This is a genomic window from Mesorhizobium sp. WSM4906, from assembly GCF_029674625.1.
GTDB lineage: Bacteria > Pseudomonadota > Alphaproteobacteria > Rhizobiales > Rhizobiaceae > Mesorhizobium.
This window is the reverse complement of record NZ_CP121355.1, coordinates 6,516,723-6,537,369: the sequence shown is the minus strand read 5'-3', so window position 1 is coordinate 6,537,369 and position 20,647 is coordinate 6,516,723. Positions and strand designations below refer to the sequence as shown.

Annotated in this window: 15 protein-coding genes; 13 read left to right on the top strand and 2 right to left on the bottom strand. The window is 65.0% G+C overall.

The genetic code is table 11. The features are described 5' to 3' along the window. Positions 1-176: 176 nt before the first annotated feature. The 12 genes from QAZ22_RS31520 to hypF all read left to right on the top strand — a co-directional run bounded on the left by QAZ22_RS31520 (position 177) and on the right by hypF (position 14,310). Positions 177-1,196, top strand: a complete 1,020-nt coding sequence (locus tag QAZ22_RS31520; RefSeq protein WP_278204799.1) for a hypothetical protein — start codon at positions 177-179, stop codon at positions 1,194-1,196. After that, a complete protein-coding gene (gene hypA / locus QAZ22_RS31515) occupies positions 1,196-1,537 on the top strand; it encodes a hydrogenase maturation nickel metallochaperone HypA (protein ID WP_278204798.1) in 342 nt (113 codons plus the stop codon). The genes QAZ22_RS31520 and hypA overlap by 1 nt, the downstream gene beginning before the upstream one ends. Beyond that, a complete protein-coding gene (gene hypB, locus QAZ22_RS31510) occupies positions 1,537-2,445 on the top strand; it encodes a hydrogenase nickel incorporation protein HypB (protein ID WP_278204797.1) in 909 nt (302 codons plus the stop codon). The genes hypA and hypB overlap by 1 nt, the downstream gene beginning before the upstream one ends. Beyond that, the gene (locus QAZ22_RS31505; RefSeq protein ID WP_278204796.1) at positions 2,445-2,690 is read left to right on the top strand and encodes a HypC/HybG/HupF family hydrogenase formation chaperone; all 246 of its coding nucleotides are present in this window, start codon (positions 2,445-2,447) and stop codon (positions 2,688-2,690) included. Before hypB ends, QAZ22_RS31505 begins: the two co-directional genes overlap by 1 nt. Beyond that, positions 2,687-3,838, top strand: a complete 1,152-nt coding sequence (gene hypD, locus QAZ22_RS31500) for a hydrogenase formation protein HypD (RefSeq protein ID WP_278204795.1) — start codon at positions 2,687-2,689, stop codon at positions 3,836-3,838. Before QAZ22_RS31505 ends, hypD begins: the two co-directional genes overlap by 4 nt. Next, entirely contained in the window at positions 3,835-4,884 is a 1,050-nt protein-coding gene (gene hypE, locus QAZ22_RS31495) for a hydrogenase expression/formation protein HypE (protein ID WP_278204794.1), read from the top strand. The genes hypD and hypE overlap by 4 nt, the downstream gene beginning before the upstream one ends. Position 4,885: 1 nt before the next feature. Next, entirely contained in the window at positions 4,886-6,607 is a 1,722-nt protein-coding gene (locus tag QAZ22_RS31490) for a hydrogenase maturation protein (RefSeq protein ID WP_278204793.1), read from the top strand. Next, on the top strand, positions 6,604-8,091 hold the full coding sequence (locus tag QAZ22_RS31485) for a sigma-54 dependent transcriptional regulator (protein ID WP_278204792.1): 1,488 nt from the start codon (positions 6,604-6,606) through the stop codon (positions 8,089-8,091). Before QAZ22_RS31490 ends, QAZ22_RS31485 begins: the two co-directional genes overlap by 4 nt. Before the next feature lie 81 nt (positions 8,092-8,172). Then, positions 8,173-9,495 (top strand): ATP-binding protein, encoded by a 1,323-nt coding sequence (locus tag QAZ22_RS31480; RefSeq protein ID WP_278204791.1) that lies wholly within the window; start codon positions 8,173-8,175, stop codon positions 9,493-9,495. Between the two features lie 7 nt (positions 9,496-9,502). Continuing rightward, positions 9,503-10,513, top strand: a complete 1,011-nt coding sequence (locus QAZ22_RS31475; protein ID WP_278204790.1) for a HupU protein — start codon at positions 9,503-9,505, stop codon at positions 10,511-10,513. Then, positions 10,510-11,961: a nickel-dependent hydrogenase large subunit gene (locus QAZ22_RS31470; RefSeq protein ID WP_278204788.1), complete on the top strand. Its 1,452-nt coding sequence runs from the start codon at positions 10,510-10,512 to the stop codon at positions 11,959-11,961. Before QAZ22_RS31475 ends, QAZ22_RS31470 begins: the two co-directional genes overlap by 4 nt. Before the next feature lie 9 nt (positions 11,962-11,970). After that, positions 11,971-14,310, top strand: a complete 2,340-nt coding sequence (gene hypF / locus QAZ22_RS31465; protein WP_278204787.1) for a carbamoyltransferase HypF — start codon at positions 11,971-11,973, stop codon at positions 14,308-14,310. Positions 14,311-14,619: 309 nt separating this feature from the next. On the opposite strand, the gene QAZ22_RS31460 is transcribed toward hypF, so the two are convergent. Both QAZ22_RS31460 and selD read right to left on the bottom strand, forming a co-directional pair. After that, positions 14,620-16,116, bottom strand: coding sequence for an aldehyde dehydrogenase family protein (locus tag QAZ22_RS31460; protein ID WP_278204785.1), 1,497 nt, complete (start codon positions 16,114-16,116; stop codon positions 14,620-14,622). 173 nt (positions 16,117-16,289) lie between these two features. Beyond that, positions 16,290-17,339 carry a selenide, water dikinase SelD gene (selD, locus tag QAZ22_RS31455; protein ID WP_278208004.1) on the bottom strand — a complete coding sequence of 350 codons (1,050 nt, stop codon included), beginning with the start codon at positions 17,337-17,339 and terminating at the stop codon, positions 16,290-16,292. A 212-nt stretch (positions 17,340-17,551) separates the two neighbouring features. Here selD and fdnG point away from each other — a divergent pair, with 212 nt between their 5' ends. Beyond that, positions 17,552-20,638: a formate dehydrogenase-N subunit alpha gene (fdnG, locus tag QAZ22_RS31450; RefSeq protein ID WP_278204784.1), complete on the top strand. Its 3,087-nt coding sequence runs from the start codon at positions 17,552-17,554 to the stop codon at positions 20,636-20,638. Positions 20,639-20,647 lie beyond the last annotated feature (9 nt).

The window sequence follows — 20,647 nt, the reverse complement described above, 5'->3', positions numbered from 1 at the left end:
GACGGGCGGGTCGTGATCGACCTTTTTGCGACGGCGGCGCGGTTTTTCTGGCGCGCGTCCAGCCGGCGCGCGCCGTCGCTCTCGGCCCGCTCGTAACGGACAGATCAGCCGCAGAGGCCATCGCGGCGGTCGCATCGCTGTTCAGCGTCTGCGGCATGGCGCAAGCGGCGGCCGGCGTGGAAGCCGTCGAAGCGGCGCTGGGCATCGAGACGGATCCGCCGACGGAAACGGCGCGACGGCTGCTCGTGCTTGCCGAAACGCTGCGCGAGCATCTGGTCAGGATCGGCCTCGACGTTCAGCGCCTCGCGGATGCCGTGCCGGAGGCTGCGCTTCTGCGCCGCGCCATGATGTTGCCTGTGCGGCTGAGAAAAGCACTGTTTCCTGATGGCGACCCCTTCACTCCCGGTGCGCGGGCCGGAGTGCCGGGTTCCGACGCCGACCGCATCGCTGCGGAGGCCGCCGAATTGACGTGCGCCATGGTCCATGTGGAAGCGGGGCGCCTTTGCGAGATGAACGCGGCCGCTTTCGCCGCCTGGGCCTTGGAAGGGGATACCGCCGCCGCGCGGCTTGCCTACCCGATCTTGGCAAGGGGCTGGGCCATGATAGGCTGCCCGAAAGCAAAAGGGGGAGGCGAAAAATTGCAGGCGCTCGCGGACACGACTTGCCTCGCCCGGCAGGCTGGCGAGCCGCTAGTGAGAGCCTTCCTCTCGGTGGAGGGCGAGGGCGGACTTGGTGCGCGCCTGGTGGCGCGGTTCGTCGAGGTGGCAAAGCTTCCCGGCGAGATTTCCGCCGGCCTTGCGGTGCTGCGGGGGAGCGGAACCCATTCCCGTGGTTTGCGAAGAGAAGGTGCCCCGAAGGACCGGATGGGCGGGAGCGAAAATACGGAAGCCTGGCACAGTTCCTCGCCCGCCCGCCGACATCTCCTCCCTGCACACGGTGAGCCGAACGCTTTCTCCGGCATCGGCTATGCCGAGGCCGCGCGGGGCAGGCTCGAGCACCGTGTCGTGCTTAGCGAGGGACGTGTGATCGGCTACGCGATCGATGCTCCGACAAGCAGCCATTTCGGCGAAAACGGCATCGCGGAACGCTCGCTCGCGGCGCTCGCTGCGCCGAGCCGCGCGGAACTCGCGCTGCAGGCCGACCTTCTCGTGCGCGCCATCGACCCCTGCGTCGGCTATCAGGTGAGGTTCCACTGATGCACGAGATGGCGATCTGCGAAAGCATCCGCGGCATCCTCGAGGAAGAGGCCGCAAAGCAGAGCTTCGCCAGGGTCGATCGCGTCTGCCTGGAGATCGGACGGCTCGCCGGCGTCGAGGTCGAGGCGTTGAAATTCGGCTTCGACGTGGTCATGCGCGGGTCGCTTGCCGAGGGCGCGAGGCTCGACATCCTGGAGACGGAGGCGCGCGCATGGTGCATGCCCTGCGGCCGCAGCGTCGCAATCGCCCAGCGCTACGACCCGTGCCCGGTTTGCGGCAGCCATCAGTTGCAGGTGACCGGGGGTGAGGAGATGAGGATCAAGGAATTGGAGGTGAGCTGATGTGCAGCGTATGCGGATGCGGCGAAGGCGAGGTGCGGGTCGAAGGCAAGGCCGGCCATCATCATCACCACGAAGGCGGCCGTCACGGCCACGGGCATGACCACGATCATGCCGGTCATGATCACGGTCATCATCACGACGATCATTTGCACGATTATGGTTCTGGCTCCGCCGGCGCCCATGCGCCCGGCATGAGCCAGGCGCGGCTGGTCCGGCTCGAAAAGGACATTCTGTCCAAGAACAGCCAATATGCCGCCGAGAACCGCAAGCTTTTCGCTGCGCGCGGCGTGCTCGCGCTCAACCTCGTGTCGAGCCCCGGCTCGGGCAAGACGACGCTGCTGTGCCGCACCATCGAAGCGCTGAAGGGCAAGCTTCCGGCCGCCGTCATCGAGGGCGATCAGCAGACCTCGAACGATGCCGAGCGCATCCGCGCCTCGGGCGCTCCGGCGATCCAGATCAACACCGGCAAGGGCTGCCATCTCGACGCGCACATGGTCGGCCATGCCGTCGAGCATCTCGATCTTGCCGAAGGCTCGCTGCTCTTCATCGAGAATGTCGGCAACCTCGTCTGCCCGGCCGGCTTCGATCTCGGCGAGGCGCATAAGGTGGTGATCCTCTCGGTCACCGAAGGCGAGGACAAGCCGCTCAAATATCCCGACATGTTCCACGCGGCAGATCTGATGATTCTCAACAAGACGGATCTTCTGCCGCATCTCGACTTCGATCTCGAAGCCTGCATCGCCAATGCGCGCAAGGTCAATCCGAGGATCAAGGTCTTGCAGCTTTCGGCGCGGACCGGTGAAGGAATGGCCGACTGGACGGCATGGATCGTCGCCGCCCGCGCGATGGCGCTCGCCGGCCATCCGCTCGCTGGCGAACTTCGGACCGAACTAAAGGGAGCTGCCTGATGTGCCTCGCCATGCCCGCCCGCGTGGTGGAACTCCTGGACAACGACATGGCGGTCGTCGCCTTCGACACGGTGAGGAAGCGCATCTCGCTCGCGCTTGTCGAGGATGTGGCGATCGGCGATTTCGTGCTCGTCCATGTCGGCTACGCGCTGCACAAGGTGAGCGTCGAGGAGGCGGAGCGCACGCTGAGGATGATGGCCGAAGCCGGTGTGCTGGAGGAGGAACTGGAGGAGATTTCGGCATGAAATTTGTCGACGAATATCGCGACCAGGAACTCGCACGCACCGTTGCGGCCGCGATCGCGGCCGAGGCCGACCCGGATAGGAACTATCATTTCATGGAGTTCTGCGGCGGCCACACGCACGCGATCTTCCGCTACGGCGTGCAGGACCTGATGCCCGAAAACGTGCATTTCGTGCACGGCCCCGGCTGTCCGGTGTGCGTGCTGCCGGTCTCCCGGCTCGATGATGCGGTCGAGCTTGCCGAACGGCACGGCGTGATCCTCTGCACCTATGGCGACATGATGCGCGTGCCGGGCACCAAGCAGCGGAGCCTTATCCGGGCGAAGGCCGACGGGGCCGACGTGCGCATGGTCTATTCGACCCTCGACGCGCTCAAGATCGCACGCGAGAATCCGGGCCGGCAGGTCGTCTTCTTCGCCATCGGCTTCGAGACCACCACGCCGCCGACCGCGGTCGCGCTCAAGGCGGCCGAGGCCGAAGGGCTCAGGAATTTCAGCGTCTTCTGCAACCATGTGCTGACCCCGTCGGCGATCAGCCACATCCTGGAATCGCCCGAGGTGCGCGACCTCGGCATCGTCAAGATCGACGGCTTTCTCGGACCCTCGCACGTCTCTTCCGTGATCGGTTCGCAGCCCTACCAATTCTTCGCGGAAGAGTTCCAGAAGCCGGTCGTCATCGCCGGCTTCGAACCGCTCGACGTGATGCAGTCGGTGCTGATGCTGATCCGCCAGGTCAACGACGGTCGGCACGAGGTCGAGAACGAATACACCCGCGTCGTGACCGAAGAAGGCAACGTCAAGGCGCAGGCGCTGGTGAGCGAGGTCTTCGAGCTGCGCAAGAGCTTCGCCTGGCGCGGACTGGGCACGGTGCCATACAGCGCGCTCCGCATCCGCGACGCCTATGCCGATTTCGACGCCGAGAAGCGGTTCGAGCTGTCGGTCAAGGCTTCGCGCGAGGCGAAGTCCTGCGAATGCCCGTCGATCCTGCGCGGCGTCAAGAAACCGACCGACTGCAAGCTGTTCGGCACGACCTGCACGCCGCAGAGCCCGATCGGCTCCTGCATGGTCTCATCGGAAGGCGCCTGCGCGGCTTACTGGACTTACGGCCGTTTCCGCGACCAGCAGCCCGCCAAGCTGGAGGCAGCCGAATGACTGCTGCCGATGCCAAGCTCGCCGCAGACCTATCGCGCGTCCGCGGTTCGGTCGACATGACTCACGGCGCAGGCGGGCGCGCCATGGCCGAGCTCATCCGCGACGTCTTCCACAAGCATCTCGCCAACGACTATCTGGCGCAAGGCAATGACGGCGCGCTTCTGGGCAGCGTCTCCGGCCGGCTGGTGATGGCGGCCGACAGCCATGTCATTTCGCCGCTGTTCTTCCCGGGCGGCGACATCGGCGCGCTTTCCGTGCATGGTACCGTCAACGATGTCGCCATGATGGGCGCCAGGCCGCTCTGGCTCTCCGCTTCCTTCATCATGGAGGAAGGGTTTCCCCTCGCGGAACTGGAGAAGATCGTCGTCTCCATGGCGCTTGCCGCGCGCCAGGCGGGCGTGCCGGTGGTCACCGGCGACACCAAGGTCGTGGAAAAGGGCAAGGGCGACGGCGTGTTCATCTCGACGACCGGTGTCGGTGTTCTTTCCGAAGCCACCGATATCAGTGGAAGCAACGCGCGGCCGGGCGACGCGATCATTGTCTCGGGCACGATGGGCGATCACGGCATCGCGATACTTTCCAAACGCGAGCATCTCGATTTCGAGACCGAGATTCTGTCCGACACGCAGCCGCTCAACGATCTGGTTGCCGCGATGCTTGCGGCCGTGCCCGGCATCCGCGTGCTGCGCGATCCGACCCGGGGCGGGCTGTCGGCCACGCTCAACGAGATCGCGCATCAGTCGAAGGTCGGCATGGTGATCGGGGAAACGGCCGTGCCGGTGAAGCCGGAAGTCGCGGCGGCCTGCGAACTGCTAGGCCTCGATCCGCTCAACGTCGCCAACGAAGGCAAGCTGATTGCGATTTGCGGGTCGGACGACGCCGCAACCCTGCTTGCCGCCATGCGCAGCCATCCGAAAGGGCTCGACGCGGCGATCATTGGCGAGGTCGTCGCGGACGAGCACGCGCTGGTCACCATGCGCACCCGGCTCGGCGGCATGCGCGTCGTCGATTGGATAGCCGGCGAACAGCTTCCCAGGATATGCTGAGATGCGAATCTTGCTCCTCGTCACCGCCTTCAATGCGCTGAGCCAGAGGCTCTTCGTCGAACTTGGCGAGCAAGGCCACGAGGTGTCGATCGAGATCGACGTCAACGATGCTCGCACGATCGAGGCGGTCGCGCTTTTCGAACCCGACCTCGTCGTTGCGCCCTACCTGAAGCGTGCGATCCCCGCTCGGGTCCACGAGAACCGCACCTGCATGATCGTGCACCCCGGTATCGTCGGCGACCGTGGGCCGTCGGCGCTCGACTGGGCAATGACGAATGGCGAGACGGAATGGGGCGTGACGGTTCTCGAGGCGGTGCGGGAGATGGATGCCGGGCCGGTCTGGGCGAGCGCGGCCTTTCCGATGCGACGGGCAACGAAATCGAGCCTTTACCGCAACGAGGCGACGGAAGCGGCGGTCACGGCGGTGCTGGAAGCCGTGGAGCGTTTACGGACGGGTGGAAAGCCCGTGCCTGCGGAGGAGCTTGGCGTCCCGCATCGCGGGCGCTGGCAGGACGCGATCAGGCAGGCTGACCGGCAGATCGACTGGATGCGCGACACGACGGCAACCGTCATCGGCAAGATCGCGGCGGCCGACGGGATACCGGGCGTCCGGGACGAGCTCTTCGGGGAGCCGGCTTTCCTTTTCGACGCCAGACAGGCGTTCGGGCTGCCTGTCGCGGCACCGGGTGCCGTGATCGCCAGAAGCGGTCCCGCGATCGCCCGCGCCACGACGGACGGCGCGGTATGGATCGGCCATGTGCGCCGTCCAGGTTCCGCCAATCCGTTCAAGCTGCCAGCGACCCTGGCGTTCGCCCCCGAGGCCGCGCAATTGCCGGAACGGCCCCTGAATTCCGGCGGCGGCTATCAGGACATCGCCTATGAGGAGCAGGGTGCGATCGGATTCCTGCATTTCCCCTTCCACAACGGCGCGATGGGCACCGATGCTTGCGAGCGGCTGCTCGATGCCTACCGCAAGGCGGCCGAACGGCCGACGAAGGTGATCGTGCTCTGCGGCGGGCCCGAGTTCTGGTCGAACGGTCTCGATCTCAACCGCATCGAGGCGGCGGCGAGCCCGGCGGACGAGTCCTACGCCAACATCTGCGCCATCGACGACCTGTCCGAGGCGATCATCAGGACGACGAGCCACCTGACCGTTTCGGCGCTCGGCGGCAATGCCGGTGCCGGGGGCGTCTTCCTGGCACGCGGCGCGGATCATGTCTGGTTGCGCTCGGGCGTGATCCTCAACCCGCACTACAAGGACATGGGCAATCTCTACGGCTCGGAATTCTGGACCTATCTCCTGCCGCGCCATTGCGGTGCCGACAATGCCCGCAGGATCGCCGCTGCCCGCTTGCCAATGGGCGCGCGCGAAGCGCTGAGTCTCGGGCTCGCCGACCGCATTCTGCCCGGCTCGCGCGACAGGTTCACGGCCGAGGTCAAGGCACTCGCCGCCGGGCTGGCGGACAGGCCCGACTTCCCGCGGTTGCTTGCCGAAAAGCAGGCACGCCGGGCCGCCGACGAGGCGGCAAAGCCGCTCTCGGCATATCGTGAGGAGGAATTGGCCAGGATGCGCCGAAACTTCTACGGGTTCGATCCGAGCTATCACGTTGCCCGGCACAATTTCGTGCACAAGGTGCCGAAATCCCGCACGCCGGTCACCATCGCCCGCCACCGCGACCTCGCCTGGGCTTCCAGCGCGCCGGGCAGGAGGAGGGCGTCGTGACCGAGCTTCCCCCCATTCTGATCGTCGACGACGAGGTGCGTTCGCTGGAGTCGCTGCGCCGCATTCTGGGCGAGGATTTCGATGTCCATATCGCAAGCGACATCAAGACGGCGACGTCGATCCTGGAGAGCGAGTGGATCCAGTTGATCCTTTGTGATCAGCGCATGCCCGGCACATCCGGCATCGAATTCCTCAAGCAGGTGCGCACCCGCTGGCCCGACGTGGTGCGTATGATCATCTCCGGCTATACCGACGCTCATGACATCATCGACGGCATCAACGAGGCCGGCATCTATCAGTACATCACCAAGCCCTGGCATCCTGAAAACCTGGTCCTGACGCTGAAGAACGCGGTCAAACTCTATGTCCTGCAGCGCGAGAACGAGCTTCTGGCCGTCGAGATGCGAATGGCGCCGTCAACCGCCTCCAAGGTCGTTTCGGACCGCCGCAGCGTGCTCCGGCGGGACTACAATTTCGACGACGGCATCATCCGCTCCCCGTCGAGCCCTCTAAACACGATCTGCGACGCGCTGAAACAGGTCGCGCCCTTCGATATTCCGGTCGTTCTGATAGGCGCTTCCGGCACCGGAAAGGAACTCGCCGCCCGCGCGCTGCACTATGGCTCGCTGCGTTGGAACAAGCCCTTCGTCGTCGAAAACTGCGGCGCTCTGCCCGACCAGCTCCTGGAAAGCGAGCTTTTCGGCCACAAGCGCGGTGCCTTCACCGGTGCTGTCGAGGACCATATCGGCCTGTTCGAGCGCGCTAGCGGCGGCACCGTCTTTCTCGATGAGATCGGCGAGGTTTCACCGGCCTTTCAGGTCAAATTGCTGCGTGTCCTGCAGGAAGGCGAAATCCGCCCGGTCGGCAGCGGCAAGACGCGCAAAGTGGATGTTCGGGTCGTGGCGGCGACCAACCGCGACCTCGAGGACGAGGTGCGCCACGGACGTTTCCGTGCCGACTTGTTCTACAGGCTGGCAGGCACGGTCATCAGGTTGCCGGCCCTGCGCGATCGGCCGATGGATATCGAAATCCTGTCGGCGGCGATCCTGGAGGGCGCGCGACGCAAGCTCGGCAAGAACGTGCCGGGCATCTCGGCCGAAGCCATCGCCTGTTTCGAGAATTACTCCTGGCCTGGAAACGTGCGCGAGCTGCAGAACGAGATCCAGCACATGCTGGTCATGGGTCGGGAAGGCCAGGAGCTTGGCGCCGAACTCGTGTCCCGTCACATCCTGACGGCCGTCCCGCAAGTCGAGGACGCAGACAGAGACGACATTGCGGGGCTCACCGGAACGTTGCGCGACCGCATCAACGAGATGGAGCTGCGCATCATCCGCGAGACACTCATCCGCCATCGCTGGAACAAGTCGAAGGCAGCGGAGGAGCTGGGATTGTCTCGGGTCGGATTGCGCGGCAAGCTCGAGCGACTGGGGCTGGAGAATGTGAAGCCCTTGCCGGCACGGCGCGCGGCCGGCTCCGTCCGGTGAGGCGCGCCCATGGAGCTCATAAGGGTACCGAAACCGCAGATGGCAAAGCCCGCGTCAGGGAAATTCCACGAGTCCTTGCCGATGCAGGCAGAAGTGCCCACGCTTGGCCTGGCGCCGGCCGGCGAAGAAGCCTGGATCGAGGTCATCCGCAAGATGGACGCGGTCTACAAGGATCTGGTCGAATCGCAGACATTGCTGGAGCGTCAGCACGCCGCCCTCGAGGAAGCGCAGCAATTCATCGATTCGGTACTGGGCTCGATGACCGACGTGCTTGTGGCCTGCGATGCGAGGGGGCGCATCCAGCAGGTCAACCCGGCGATGGTCCAGTTGTCGGGTGTCGCCGAGAAGAGCCTGATGGGATCGGCGATCCTCGATCTGTTCGAGGATGAGGATGGTGCGGTTGCCGCCCGGTTCGCCGGTTGTTTCCGTCAGGCGCGCCCAATCTCTGACCTCGAAGTGCACATGCGCCAGCAGGGCGGCGGTGCGACGCCGCTGGCGCTGAACTGCTCGCCGCGGCTCGACCATCGGGGCAGGCTCGTCGGCATCGTCATCGTCGGAAGGCCGATCGGTGAACTTCGTCGCGCTTACCACCAGCTCGATCTTGCGCACCAGAGACTGACCAGGACGCAGCAGCAGCTCGTCGTCTCCGAGAAGATGGCGGCGCTCGGCCGCGTCGTTGCCGGGGTCGCCCATGAGCTCAACAACCCGATCAGCTTCGTCTTCGGGAACATGCACGCCCTGAAGCGCTACGGGGCGGCGATCTCCGCCTATCTCGATGCTGCGCATGGCCGCGCCGACCCGCAGGCGCTCGAGGAGCTGCGCCGAAAGCTGAAGATCGATTCGATCGCAGCCGACATGAAGCCGCTGATCGACGGCACGCTCGAAGGCGCGGAGCGTGTGCGCGCGATCGTTCAGGATTTGCGTCGCTTTTCCAGCAGCCAGCGCGAGGGGCTGGAGGTCTTCGATGTCACCCGCACCATCCGCACTGCCGTCGACTGGGTCGTCAGGGCAGAGCGCGTAAAACCCGCCGTCGTCTTCGACATGCCGGGTGAGCTCGATGCCTGCGCGCGCAAGGGGCATCTGCATCAGGTCATCGTCAATCTCGTCCACAACGCCGCGGACGTCCTTCAGAACCGCCCGGACCCCCGGATCGAAATCTCCTGCCGCCGGGAAGGGGAGGATGTCGTCATCAAGGTTCGCGACAACGGGACCGGCATTCCGCAAACGCATATGGACCAGATATTCGAACCGTTCTTCACCACCAAGCCGATCGGGCAGGGAACGGGGCTGGGGCTCTATGTGAGCTACGGCCTCATGAAGGAGCAGGGCGGAGATCTGACAGCGGCAAATCATCCCGAAGGCGGCGCCGTGTTCACCGTCCGCCTTCCGGCGAATCCGGGCTGAGGGAACGATGACGACGCGGCCGCTCAATCTTCTCTGGCTGCAGTCCGGCGGCTGCGGCGGCTGCACGCTGTCTTTGATCGGCGCGGAAGGGCCGGACCTGATCACGAGCCTCGCCACGGCCGGCATCGAAGTGCTGTGGCATCCCTCGCTCAGTGCCGAAACCGGGCGCAGCGTCATCGCGATCATGGAGCGCGTGACATCGGGCGAGGTTCCACTGGACATCCTCTGCCTCGAAGGCGCCGTCATGCGCGGGCCTAACGGCACCGGCCGCTTCCACATGATGGCGGGGACCGGCCGGCCGGTGATGGACTGGATCGGCGAGCTCGCGGCGGTCGCCGGCCACGTGGTCGCGGTCGGTTCGTGCGCGGCCTTCGGCGGCATCACGGCCGCCGGCGCCAACCACGTCGATGCCTGCGGCCTCGCCTATGAGGGCACGGAACCCGGCGGGCTGCTCGGCCACGGTTTCCTGTCGAAATCCGGCCTGCCGGTCATCAATGTCGCGGGCTGTCCCATTCATCCCGACTGGCTGACGGAAACGCTCCATCAGATCGCCGCGGGCCGGTTCGATCGCGGCCAGGTCGACGAATGGGAGCGCCCTGTCAGCTACACCAACCATCTCGTTCATCACGGCTGCTCCCGCAACGAATTCTACGAGTTCAAGGCGAGCGCCGAGCGCCTGTGCGATCTTGGCTGTATGATGGAGAATCTCGGCTGCAAGGGCACGCAGGCGCGCGCCGATTGCAACATACGGCCGTGGAACGGCTCCGGCTCGTGCATCGACGGCGGCTATCCCTGCATCAACTGCACCTCGCCCGGCTTCGAGGAGCCCGGCCATTCCTTCACCGCGACGCCGAAGGTTTCCGGCATCCCGGTCGGGCTTCCGACGGATATGCCCAAGGCATGGTTCGTCGCGCTGGCGGCGCTGTCCAAGGCGGCGACCCCCGTCCGTCTCAAAACCAATGCCACCGCCGACCACGTCGCCGTGCCGCCGCACGACAAGCAGAAGAGGCGACCATGAGCCGGCTCGTCGTCGGACCGTTCAATCGCGTCGAGGGCGATCTCGAGGTCAAGCTCGACCTGAGCGGCGGAGCCGTCCGCTCGGCCGAGGTTGTTTCACCGCTCTATCGCGGCTTCGAGCAGATCCTGCGCGGCAAGCCGCCCGAAGACGCGCTCGTCTATGCGCCACGCATCTGCGGCATCTGTTCGGTCTCGCAGTCCATCGCCGCCGCACGCGCGCTCGCCGAAGTGCAGGGCCTGAGCGTCGCGGAGAACGGGAGGATCGCCATCGATCTTATCCACGCGGCCGAGAATGTCGCCGATCACCTGACGCATTTCTATCTGTTTTTCATGCCGGATTTCGCCCGCGAGAGCTATGCGGGCGAGCCATGGCACCAGGCTGCCGCCACGCGCTTCCGCGCGCTCTCGGGAACCGCGGCCGAGGAGGTCCTGCCGGCGCGCGCGCAGTGGATGCACGTGATGGGCCTGTTGGCCGGCCATTGGCCGCATACGCTCGGCATTCGGCCCGGCGGCTCCACCCGCGCCGTCACCGCCAACGAACAGGCGCGCCTGGCCGGCATCGTCGGCGCCTTCCGCCGGTTCCTCGAACGGACGCTTTTTTCCGACGCGCTGGAGCGGGTGGCGGCGCTGGCCACCATCGACGAGCTCGCGGCCTGGCGCGAGGAAAAACCCGCGACCACCGGCGACTTCCGCCATTTCCTGGCCATTTCGGAGGCTCTCGGCCTGGGCAGGCTCGGCCGTGCCGGCAGCCTGTTCATGAGCTACGGCGCCTATCATGCCGCAGGCGGGCATTTGTTTCGCCGCGGCCTCTGGAGGGCAGGCCGCCAGGTGCCGCTCGACCTCTCGCTCATTGCCGAGGATACCGAGAATGCCTGGTACGCGCCGGCTGAGCGCCCGCTGCCGCCGGCCTTGGGAGAGACCGTGCCGGGCGACGGCACGGGCAAGGGCTATAGCTGGTGCAAGGCGCCGCGCCTTGCCGGCGAGGCTGTCGAAGTGGGGGCAATCGCCCGTCAGCTTGTGAACGGCCATCCGCTGATCAGCGACCTGGTCGGATCGGGCGGCGGCAATGTGCATGCCCGCGTCGTCGCCCGCGTGCTGGAGATCGCGCTCGTGGTGATCGCGATGGAGCGCTGGATACACGATCTCAGACCCGGCGAAAGCTTTTGCGATCACGGCGCCACCGCGGCCGACAGCCAGGGCACGGGCCTGACGGAGGCCGCTCGCGGCTCGCTCGGCCATTGGCTTGCGGTGCGCAATGGCCGGATCGCCAACTACCAGATCATTGCTCCGACGACCTGGAATTTTTCGCCGCGCGACCGTGACGGCAAGCCGGGTCCGCTGGAGCTCGCGCTCGAAGGCGCGCCCGTGCGTCAAGGCGAGACCGAACCGGTCGCAGTCCAGCACATCGTGCGCTCGTTCGATCCGTGCATGGTCTGCACGGTGCATTGAGGTCGGGCGATGAGCACGCCGCTCGCTGCTTCGCCAGCCGTCCGGGGTCGCCTGATCCGGGTCAACGGCGCCGTGCAGGGGGTCGGCTTCCGGCCGACGGTCTGGCGCATAGCCACCGCCCTCGGACTCACCGGTCACGTGCGCAACGATGCGGCGGGTGTCGAGATTGCGTTGTGGTGCAGCGACGCGGAACTGGCCGCCTTCAGGCAAAGGCTGACCGCCGAATGCCCGCCATTGGCGCGCATCGACGCGATCCAGGCAGTCGATCTCGAAGGCGTGCCTCCGGCAGACGGCTTTGCCATCGCCGCGAGCGCGGGCGGGCAGGTGAGGACAAGCGCCGTCCCGGATGCCGCATGCTGTCCGCAATGCCTTGCCGAGATCCTCGATCCAGGCGACCGCCGCTACTTCTATCCGTTCGCCAACTGCACGCATTGCGGTCCGCGTCTCTCGATCATCGAGGCGATTCCATACGATCGCGCCTCGACCTCGATGAAAAGCTTCATCATGTGCGAGGAATGCCGGGCCGAGTACGAGAACCCGGCGGATCGGCGCTTCCATGCCCAGCCGATCGCCTGCCCCGCCTGCGGCCCGCGCATATGGCTTGAAGACCAGACCGGCGTTGCGGCCGAAGGAGCATCGCAGGCCGTTATCCGGAGGGCGGCCGCCTTGATCGCGTCGGGGCGCATCGTGGCCGTCAAAGGTGTCGGCGGCTTCCACCTCGCCTGTGACGCCACCGATGACGATGCCGTTGCACGGCTGCGCGGCCGCAAGCGGCGCGAGGCGAAGCCTTTAGCGTTGATGGCACGCGACCTGCGGCAGATCGGGGAATTCGCCGGCATTTCCGCCGCGGAGCGCGAAGCGCTCGCCTCGCGCGCCGCGCCGATCGTGCTGCTGCGCAGCCGCGGGGACCGCGGCGTAGCGGCAGGGGTTGCCCTCGGTAATGACCGGCTTGGCTTCATGCTGCCCTATACCCCGCTCCACCACCTGCTGATGCGGGCGTTCGACAGGCCGATCGTCCTGACCTCGGCCAATCGTTCGGGCGAGCCGCAATGCACGGACAACGACGAGGCGAAAAACGAACTCGGCGGCATTGCCGATCATTGGCTGATGCACGACCGCGCGATCGTCAACCGACTGGATGACAGCGTCGTGCGGTGCGACAGGCATGGCGTTTCGGTGCTGCGGCGTGCCCGCGGGCTGGCGCCGGAGGAAGTTGCCGTGCCGGACGGCTTCGACGGTTCGCGCCGGGTGTTTGCCGCCGGGGGCGATCTCAAGGCTGCCTTCTGCCTGGCCGGCAATGGCAAGGCGCTGCTTTCCCAGCATCTCGGCGACCTCGAGGAACGGAAGAGCGAGCAGGCCTGGCGAGACGCCGCTGCCATCTACCGGAGTATCTTCGACGCGAGGCCGGACATCGTCGTTACCGACTTGCATCCGGGCTATCGCTCGACGCGCATCGGCCTCGAATTCGCGCGCGAGACCGGCGCGAGGCTGGTCCAGATCCAGCACCATCACGCTCATCTCGCCTCTTGCATCGCTCAGCACGGCCGCGCGCTCGACGCGCCTTCGGTTCTGGGCGTGATCCTCGACGGTACGGGTTTCGGTGAAGACGATACGATCTGGGGCGGCGAGTTCCTGCTGGGAGACTACCGCCGTTACGAGCGCCTCGCCCATTTCGACGCGGTCGCGATGCCCGGCGGCGACCGGGCGAGCCGGGAGCCCTGGCGCAACGCCTACGCGCATCTTCGCGCCGCCTTCGGCCCTGATTTTCTTGCCGGTCCGGCGGGTGGCTTGCCGTTTGCGCGGGCGCTCGCCGAAAGGCAGCCGAATGTTGTCGCGAAAATGATTGAACGGGGAGTGAACACCCCGCTCGCGTCCTCCGCGGGACGGCTGTTCGACGCCTGTGCGGCGATCCTGGGAACCTGTTTCGAGCTGCAGTCCTATGAAGGGCAAGCAGGCATGGAGTTGGAGGCGCTGGCAAACCCGTTTATCGAGGCGGCCGAGGCTTGGGCGCTGCCTTCCGACAATGGATCGATCATTCGCTGGCGAAGTCTCTGGGAGGCGTTGCTGCGCGACATGGCCGCGGCGGTCGAGACCGGCCTGATCGCCGCGCGTTTTCATCGGACCTTGATCGCGGTCGTGTCCAGGACCGCGCGCCGATTGGCCCGCGAGAACGAGGTCGACACGATCGCGCTTTCCGGTGGCGTCTTCCAGAACCGGATCATGCTTGAGGGCGTGTCCTCGGAACTCTCCGCCGCTGGGTTCGAGGTGCTTGCCCATAAGAATGTCCCGGGCAATGACGGGGGGCTGGCGCTCGGCCAAGCGATGATAGGCTTGGCCGCCCTCGGCTAAGAAGTAGTGCGGTTGACGCTCCGCCTTGCAGCTGCGGATCATCCATGTCGATCAGGTCCAGGTTGCTCTTTGTGATCAAGAACCTCGCAATTGGGGCGATCATCGGGCTGACGGTGGCGTGCTGGCCAGTCTAGAGGATGTCTGCCTCCTCAATCTGGTCTGCGGGGTGACATACTGGCGACGTTCAAGCTGCGCCATCCGCTCGATCGTCGAGGTCATCGAGACCTCGTCGCAGGTAGCGCTCACCCAAATCCTTCCGAACGCGCCATGCCGTGTCGAGATCCAGGTCAGGCCGGCCTCGCCTGAATATCAATCGGTCTGGATCCAGACCGCCTTTGTCTCCAGATATTCGTGCAGATGCTCGATGCCGCCTTCGCGACCGTAGCCGGACGTCTTCATGCCGCCGAAAGGCACGGCCGGGTCGATGGCGTGGTACATGTTGACCCAGACCGAACCGGCCTTGACGCGGCGGGCAAGCTTGTGCGCGGTGCCGAGATTGGTGGTGAAGATGCCGGCCGCGAGGCCGTAAGGCGTTGCGTTGGCCCGCGCGACGACTTCATCTAGCGTGTCGAAAGGCATCGCCGAAATGACCGGTCCGAAGATTTCTTCCCGCGCGATTGTCATCCCGTCCGACACCGCGCCGAAGACCGTCGGCGCGATGAAGTTGCCGCCATCATAGAGCGCGCCCGTCAGCCGTGAGCCACCGGCGACCAGTTCAGCACCCTCGTCGCTGCCGGCCCTGATGTAACCCTCCACCTTGCCCGCCTGCCTTGCATTGATGAGCGGGCCGATTTCGGTTTCCGCCTCGATGCCGTGGCCGATGCGCAGCTTGCCGGCAAACTCGGCGATCCGGCGGACGAACTCGTCGTGGATCTCGCGCGCCACGAACAGCCGCGAACCGGCGATGCAGATTTGGCCCGAATGCACGAACACCGCCATCGCCGCGACCGGAACAGCCTTGTCGATATCGGCGTCGCGGCAGACGATGATCGGCGACTTGCCGCCGAGCTCGAGCGAGACGCGCTTGAGGTTGGTGACACCCGCCCGCGCGATGGCCTGCCCGGTCAGCGTCGAGCCGGTAAAAACGATCTTGTTGACGTCGGGATGCTCCGCCAGTCGGGCACCCGCCTCCGCGCCCGTTCCGGTGACCACGTTGACCACACCGTCGGGCACGCCCGCTTCCTGCATCAGCCGCGCGATCAATAGCGGCGTCAGCGACGCATCCTCCGAGGGCTTCAGGACGACGGTGCAGCCGGTGGCCAAAGCCGGCGCGATCTTCCAGATCGAAGCGGCGGTCGGCGCGTTCCAGGGAATGATCGCGCCGACCACGCCGACGGGCTCGCGCCGGGTGAAGGTGACGATCTCGCCCGGAATGGAATTGTCGATCGCCTCGCCATGCAGCGCGGTCGCCATGCCGCCGTAGAAGCGCAGCATGCCGATGACCCGGCGCCGGTTGGCCAGCGTGCGCGTGATCGGCAGCCCCATGTCGAGCGTGTCGGAGACGCTGAGCTCCTCCCAATGCTTCTCGAACAGGTCCGCGATCCGCAGAAGCACGCATTGACGCTCATAAGGGGAGAATTTGGACCAGGGGCCTTCGAAGGCCGCCCGCGCGGCAGCCACCGCCGCGTCGATATCGGCGGCCGAACCGCGCGGCACCGTGGCCAGCACTTCGCCCGTCGCCGGGTTCAACGCCTGCATCTCCTGGCCGGACTGCGCCGCGACCCACTTGCCGCCGATGAACATCGGCCGGAACTCGCCATGATAAAGCGTCGTGGCCTTCGCCCTCGGGTCGAAGTTCAGCGTCATCGTCTCCTCCTGGCAACTTCGCGCCGACTATTACTCCCGGTACGGGCGACCTCAAACAAGGAAAGCTAAAAGGGCGTTCAGATAATCGGACTGTGCAACGCGCGCGTCTCCCCCGATGGTTCCGGCAACGGAGGACCTTCAAGAATGCGTGCTTGGGAAACGTGAGAATCTGGTCAGTCCTTGATCGCAATTACGGGTCGGCCGGCTTTTACACACCCGATCATTCTAGTCGACGGATAGCCGCTTGCGACGACTCTCTCGACCAGGGCGGTGGCCCTGCCGGGATCGCAGGCAATCAGCAGCCCACCTGATGTCTGCGGGTCGGCAAGCAGATCGCGCCGCCACTCCGGCATGCCCTTAGGCAGTCGCACCGCATCGCCGTAACTCGCCCAATTGCGCCGTGACGCGCCGGTGACGAAGCCTTGTTGTGCAAGTGATGAGGCCTGCGCAAAGACCGGAAGCTCGCGATTGTGGATCACGAGCTCACAGGCTGAGCCTCGCGCCATCTCAAGGGCGTGTCCGAGCAGGCCAAAGCCGGTCACATCGGTGATCGCATGCACGCTTGCGTCCTCGGCGAGTTCCGCTCCGATCCGGTTGAGAAGAGTCGTCGAAGCAATCATCTCTTTATAGCCGCTGGGCGACAACGCCTGCTTTTTGATGGCAGCTGAATAGATCCCGACGCCGAGCCCCTTGGTCAGGATCAGAGCATCTCCCGGCCTAGCTCCCGAATTGCGCCGGATTGCCTCCGGTCGGCAGATGCCGGTCACGGCAAGCCCGTAGATCGGCTCCGGTGAGTCGATCGAATGGCCGCCCGCGATAGGTATCCCGGCTGTGGCGCAGATGTCGCAGCCGCCTTTGAGGATTTCCTGCACCGTATGCGTCGGCAATTTCTCGATCGGCATTCCGACGATGGCCAAGGCCATGATCGGGCGGCCGCCCATTGCGTAGACGTCGGAGAGTGCGTTGGCCGCGGCGATCCGGCCGAAATCGTAAGGACCATCCACCATCGGCATGAAAAAATCGGTGGTTGTAATCACGCAGGTCGCGTCGTCGATCTGCCAGACGGCAGCATCGTCTCCGGTTTCGGTGCCGACGAGGAGCTGCCTGAAGGGGCTCGGTTCCGCCTGCTCGGCAAGAAGCTGCTGAAGGACGGAGGGCGCCAGCTTGCAGCCGCAGCCGCCGCCATGGGCAAGGCTGGTCAGGCGCGGATGTGCTTCGGTGATATCGCCCCGCAACGCGGGAGCCGTTTCCAACACCACGCCCTACTGTAGGATCACGTTCCGAAGAGCGTCAATTCCATTTTCCTGCGTGAAACATTTGCCGGCGCTGATTTGCGCTCTAAGTTTTTGACATTACGCCAATTCGGCTCAAAATGGCGTGCGTATCCCTTGGTTCTAGATGCCCCGATGGGCGTGGAATTCGGGAGGAAATCCAGATGAACGTTGAACTCTCACGGCGCGCGTTCCTGCTTACCGCAGGCGCGGGTCTCGCCGGCACGACGTTGGGAGCTTTCGGCTTCGCCGACATCGAGGCCGCGCATGCGGCGGCGATACGGCCCTTCAAGCTCGCCACCACGGTCGAGACGCGCAACACCTGCCCCTACTGCTCGGTGGCCTGTGGCATCATCCTGTATTCGAAAGGCGACCTCAGGAAGGGCGAAAAGGCCGAGATCACCCATATCGAGGGCGATACCGACCATCCGACCAATCGCGGCACGTTGTGCCCCAAGGGATCGGCCCTGCTCGGCTTCGTAAAATCTCCGACCCGGCTGCAGCATCCATTGATCCGCAAGCCCGGGTCCGACAAGTTCGAGCCGATAGGCTGGGAGGACGCGCTGGATCGCATCGCGCGCCTGATGAAGGACGATCGCGACAAGAATTTCGTCGCGAAGAACAATGACGGCGTGACGGTCAACCGGTGGCTCACCACAGGCTTCCTCGCCGCCTCGGCTTCGACCAATGAAACCGCGTTCGCGACCTACAAGGTAGTCCGCAGCACAGGGATACTGGCGTTCGACAACCAGGCGCGTGTCTGACACGGCCCGACGGTGGCGAGTCTCGCCCCAACATTCGGCCGCGGCGCAATGACCAATTCCTGGACCGACATCAGGAACACGGATCTTGTTGTGATCATGGGCGGCAATGCCGCCGAAGCCCATCCGTGCGGCTTCAAATGGGTTACGGAAGCCAAGGCCAACCGCGGCGCCAAGCTCATCGTCATCGATCCGCGCTTCACGCGCTCGGCCTCGGTGTCAGACGTCTATGCGCCGATCCGCCAGGGGACCGACATCGCCTTCCTGCTCGGCCTCATCAACTACTGTATCCAGAATGACAAGGTGCAATGGGACTATGTGAAGGCGTTCACCAACGCGCCCTATGTCGTCAAGCAGGGCTTCACTTACAAGGACGGCTTGTTCTCCGGCTATGACGAGGCAAAGCGGGACTATGACAAGTCCAGTTGGGATTACGATATCGGACCCGATGGCTTCGCCGTCGTCGACGAAACCCTGGCCAATCCCCGTTGCGTCTGGAACCTGCTCAAGAACCACGTCGCGATCTATACGCCGGAAATGGTCGAACGCATCTGCGGCACGCCGAAGGAGAAATTCCTTCAGGTAGCCAAGATGGTTGCCGAAACGTCCGCGCCGAACAAGGCAATGACGTCGATGTATGCGCTCGGCTGGACGCAGCACTCTAAGGGCTCGCAAAACATTCGCGCCATGGCCATGCTGCAGCTCGTTCTCGGCAATATCGGCATTCGGGGCGGCGGCATGAATGCATTGCGCGGCCATTCGAACATCCAGGGGCTGACCGACCTGGGGCTGATGTCGAACCTGCTTCCGGGTTATCTCACGGTGCCGACGCAGAAGGAGCCGGACCTCGCGACCTACATGTCGACGCGCGGCTTCAAGCCGCTGCGGCCGAACCAGATGAGCTATTGGCAGAACTACAAGAAGTTCTTCGTCAGCTTCCAGAAGTCGATGTGGGGTGATGCGGCAACGCCGCAGAACGACTTCGCCTATGACTATCTGCCGAAGCTCGACGTGCCGGGCTACGACATGCTGCGAACTTTCGAGCTGATGCACCAGGGCAAGATGAACGGCTATTTCTGCCAGGGCTTCAACCCGCTGCAGGCGGCTCCGAACAAGAAGAAGGTGATCGAGTCCCTCTCCAAGCTCAAATTCCTGGTCATCATGGATCCGCTGGATACGGAAACGGGCCGGTTTTGGGAGAACCACGGGCCGTACAACGATGTCGATCCGTCGAAGATTCAGACGGAAGTCTACCAGCTGCCCTCGACCTGCTTCGCGGAGGATGATGGCTCTCTAGTTAATTCGGGACGCTGGCTGCAATGGCATTGGGCCGGCGGCACGCCCCCCGGGGAGGCCAAGCGCGATACCTGGATCATGGCGCAACTCTACCTGCGCCTGAAGGATCTCTACACCAAGGAAGGCGGTGCCTTCCCCGATCCGATCGTCAAGCTCAACTGGCCTTACGCCGATCCCGGCGACCCGAAGGCCGAAGAACTTGCGCAGGAGATCAACGGCAGGGCGCTCGCCAAGGTGACCGACACGACCGATCCGACGAAGGTGCTGGCCGAGGCCGGCAAGCTGCTGCCGGCCTTTGCCGCATTGCGTGACGACGGCTCGACCGCCTGCGGCTGCTGGATCTATTCCGGCTGCTTCAACCAGAACGGCAACAACATGGCCCGGCGGGATACGAGCGATCCGGACGATGCCGGCTTCTATTCGAAATGGGCGTTCTCATGGCCCGCCAACCGCCGCATTCTCTATAACAGGGCCTCCGCTGATCTCACCGGAAAGCCCTGGGATCCGAGCCGCAAAGTGATCGCATGGGACGGCCAGAAGTGGTCGGGTTACGACGTACCTGATATCGCGCCGACCGCGAAGCCTGATCAGGTCGGCCCGTTCATCATGAACCCGGAAGGCGTCTCGCGTCTCTTTACCCGAACCATGATGCGCGACGGACCGTTCCCGGCGCACTACGAGCCGTTCGAGTCGCCGATCGTCAATCCGGTGGCGCCCAAAGTCCGCGGCAATCCCGCGGCGCGGGTATTCCAAGGCGACATGGCCCAGTTCGCCGAAGCGGCCTCGCCGGAGTTCCCCTACGCGGCGACCTCCTACCGGCTGACCGAGCATTTCCACTTCTGGACCAAGCACGTCATCGTCAATGCGGTGATCCAGCCGGAATTCTTCGTGGAGATTTCCGAACAGCTTGCGGCCGAGAAGGGCATCGCCAAGGGCGGCTGGGTGCGTGTCTGGTCGAAGCGCGGCTCGGTGGTGGCGAAAGCCATGGTGACCAAACGGATCAGGCCGCTCACCTGCGACGGCAAGACCATTCATATCGTCGGCATTCCGCTGCACTGGGGCTTCACCGGAGCGGCAAAGAAAGGCTTCGGCCCGAATATGCTCACGCCCTTTGTCGGCGACGCCAATATCGAGACGCCGGAGTACAAGGCGTTCCTGGTCAACATCGAGCCCGCACCGGGCCCGGCGGCATAGGAGGGGCAA

What these genes read in the sequence shown, in the direction of transcription:
- hypA (WP_278204798.1), top strand. Translation starts at nt 1,196, where the DNA reads ATGCACGAGATGGCGATCTGCGAAAGCATCCGCGGCATCCTCGAGGAA.
- QAZ22_RS31475 (WP_278204790.1), top strand. Translation starts at nt 9,503, where the DNA reads ATGACGACGCGGCCGCTCAATCTTCTCTGGCTGCAGTCCGGCGGCTGC.
- hypB (WP_278204797.1), top strand. Translation starts at nt 1,537, where the DNA reads ATGTGCAGCGTATGCGGATGCGGCGAAGGCGAGGTGCGGGTCGAAGGC.
- QAZ22_RS31470 (WP_278204788.1), top strand. Translation starts at nt 10,510, where the DNA reads ATGAGCCGGCTCGTCGTCGGACCGTTCAATCGCGTCGAGGGCGATCTC.
- QAZ22_RS31480 (WP_278204791.1), top strand. Translation starts at nt 8,173, where the DNA reads ATGCAGGCAGAAGTGCCCACGCTTGGCCTGGCGCCGGCCGGCGAAGAA.
- hypF (WP_278204787.1), top strand. Translation starts at nt 11,971, where the DNA reads ATGAGCACGCCGCTCGCTGCTTCGCCAGCCGTCCGGGGTCGCCTGATC.
- QAZ22_RS31490 (WP_278204793.1), top strand. Translation starts at nt 4,886, where the DNA reads ATGCGAATCTTGCTCCTCGTCACCGCCTTCAATGCGCTGAGCCAGAGG.
- hypD (WP_278204795.1), top strand. Translation starts at nt 2,687, where the DNA reads ATGAAATTTGTCGACGAATATCGCGACCAGGAACTCGCACGCACCGTT.
- QAZ22_RS31505 (WP_278204796.1), top strand. Translation starts at nt 2,445, where the DNA reads ATGTGCCTCGCCATGCCCGCCCGCGTGGTGGAACTCCTGGACAACGAC.
- hypE (WP_278204794.1), top strand. Translation starts at nt 3,835, where the DNA reads ATGACTGCTGCCGATGCCAAGCTCGCCGCAGACCTATCGCGCGTCCGC.
- QAZ22_RS31460 (WP_278204785.1), bottom strand. Translation starts at nt 16,116, where the DNA reads ATGACGCTGAACTTCGACCCGAGGGCGAAGGCCACGACGCTTTATCAT.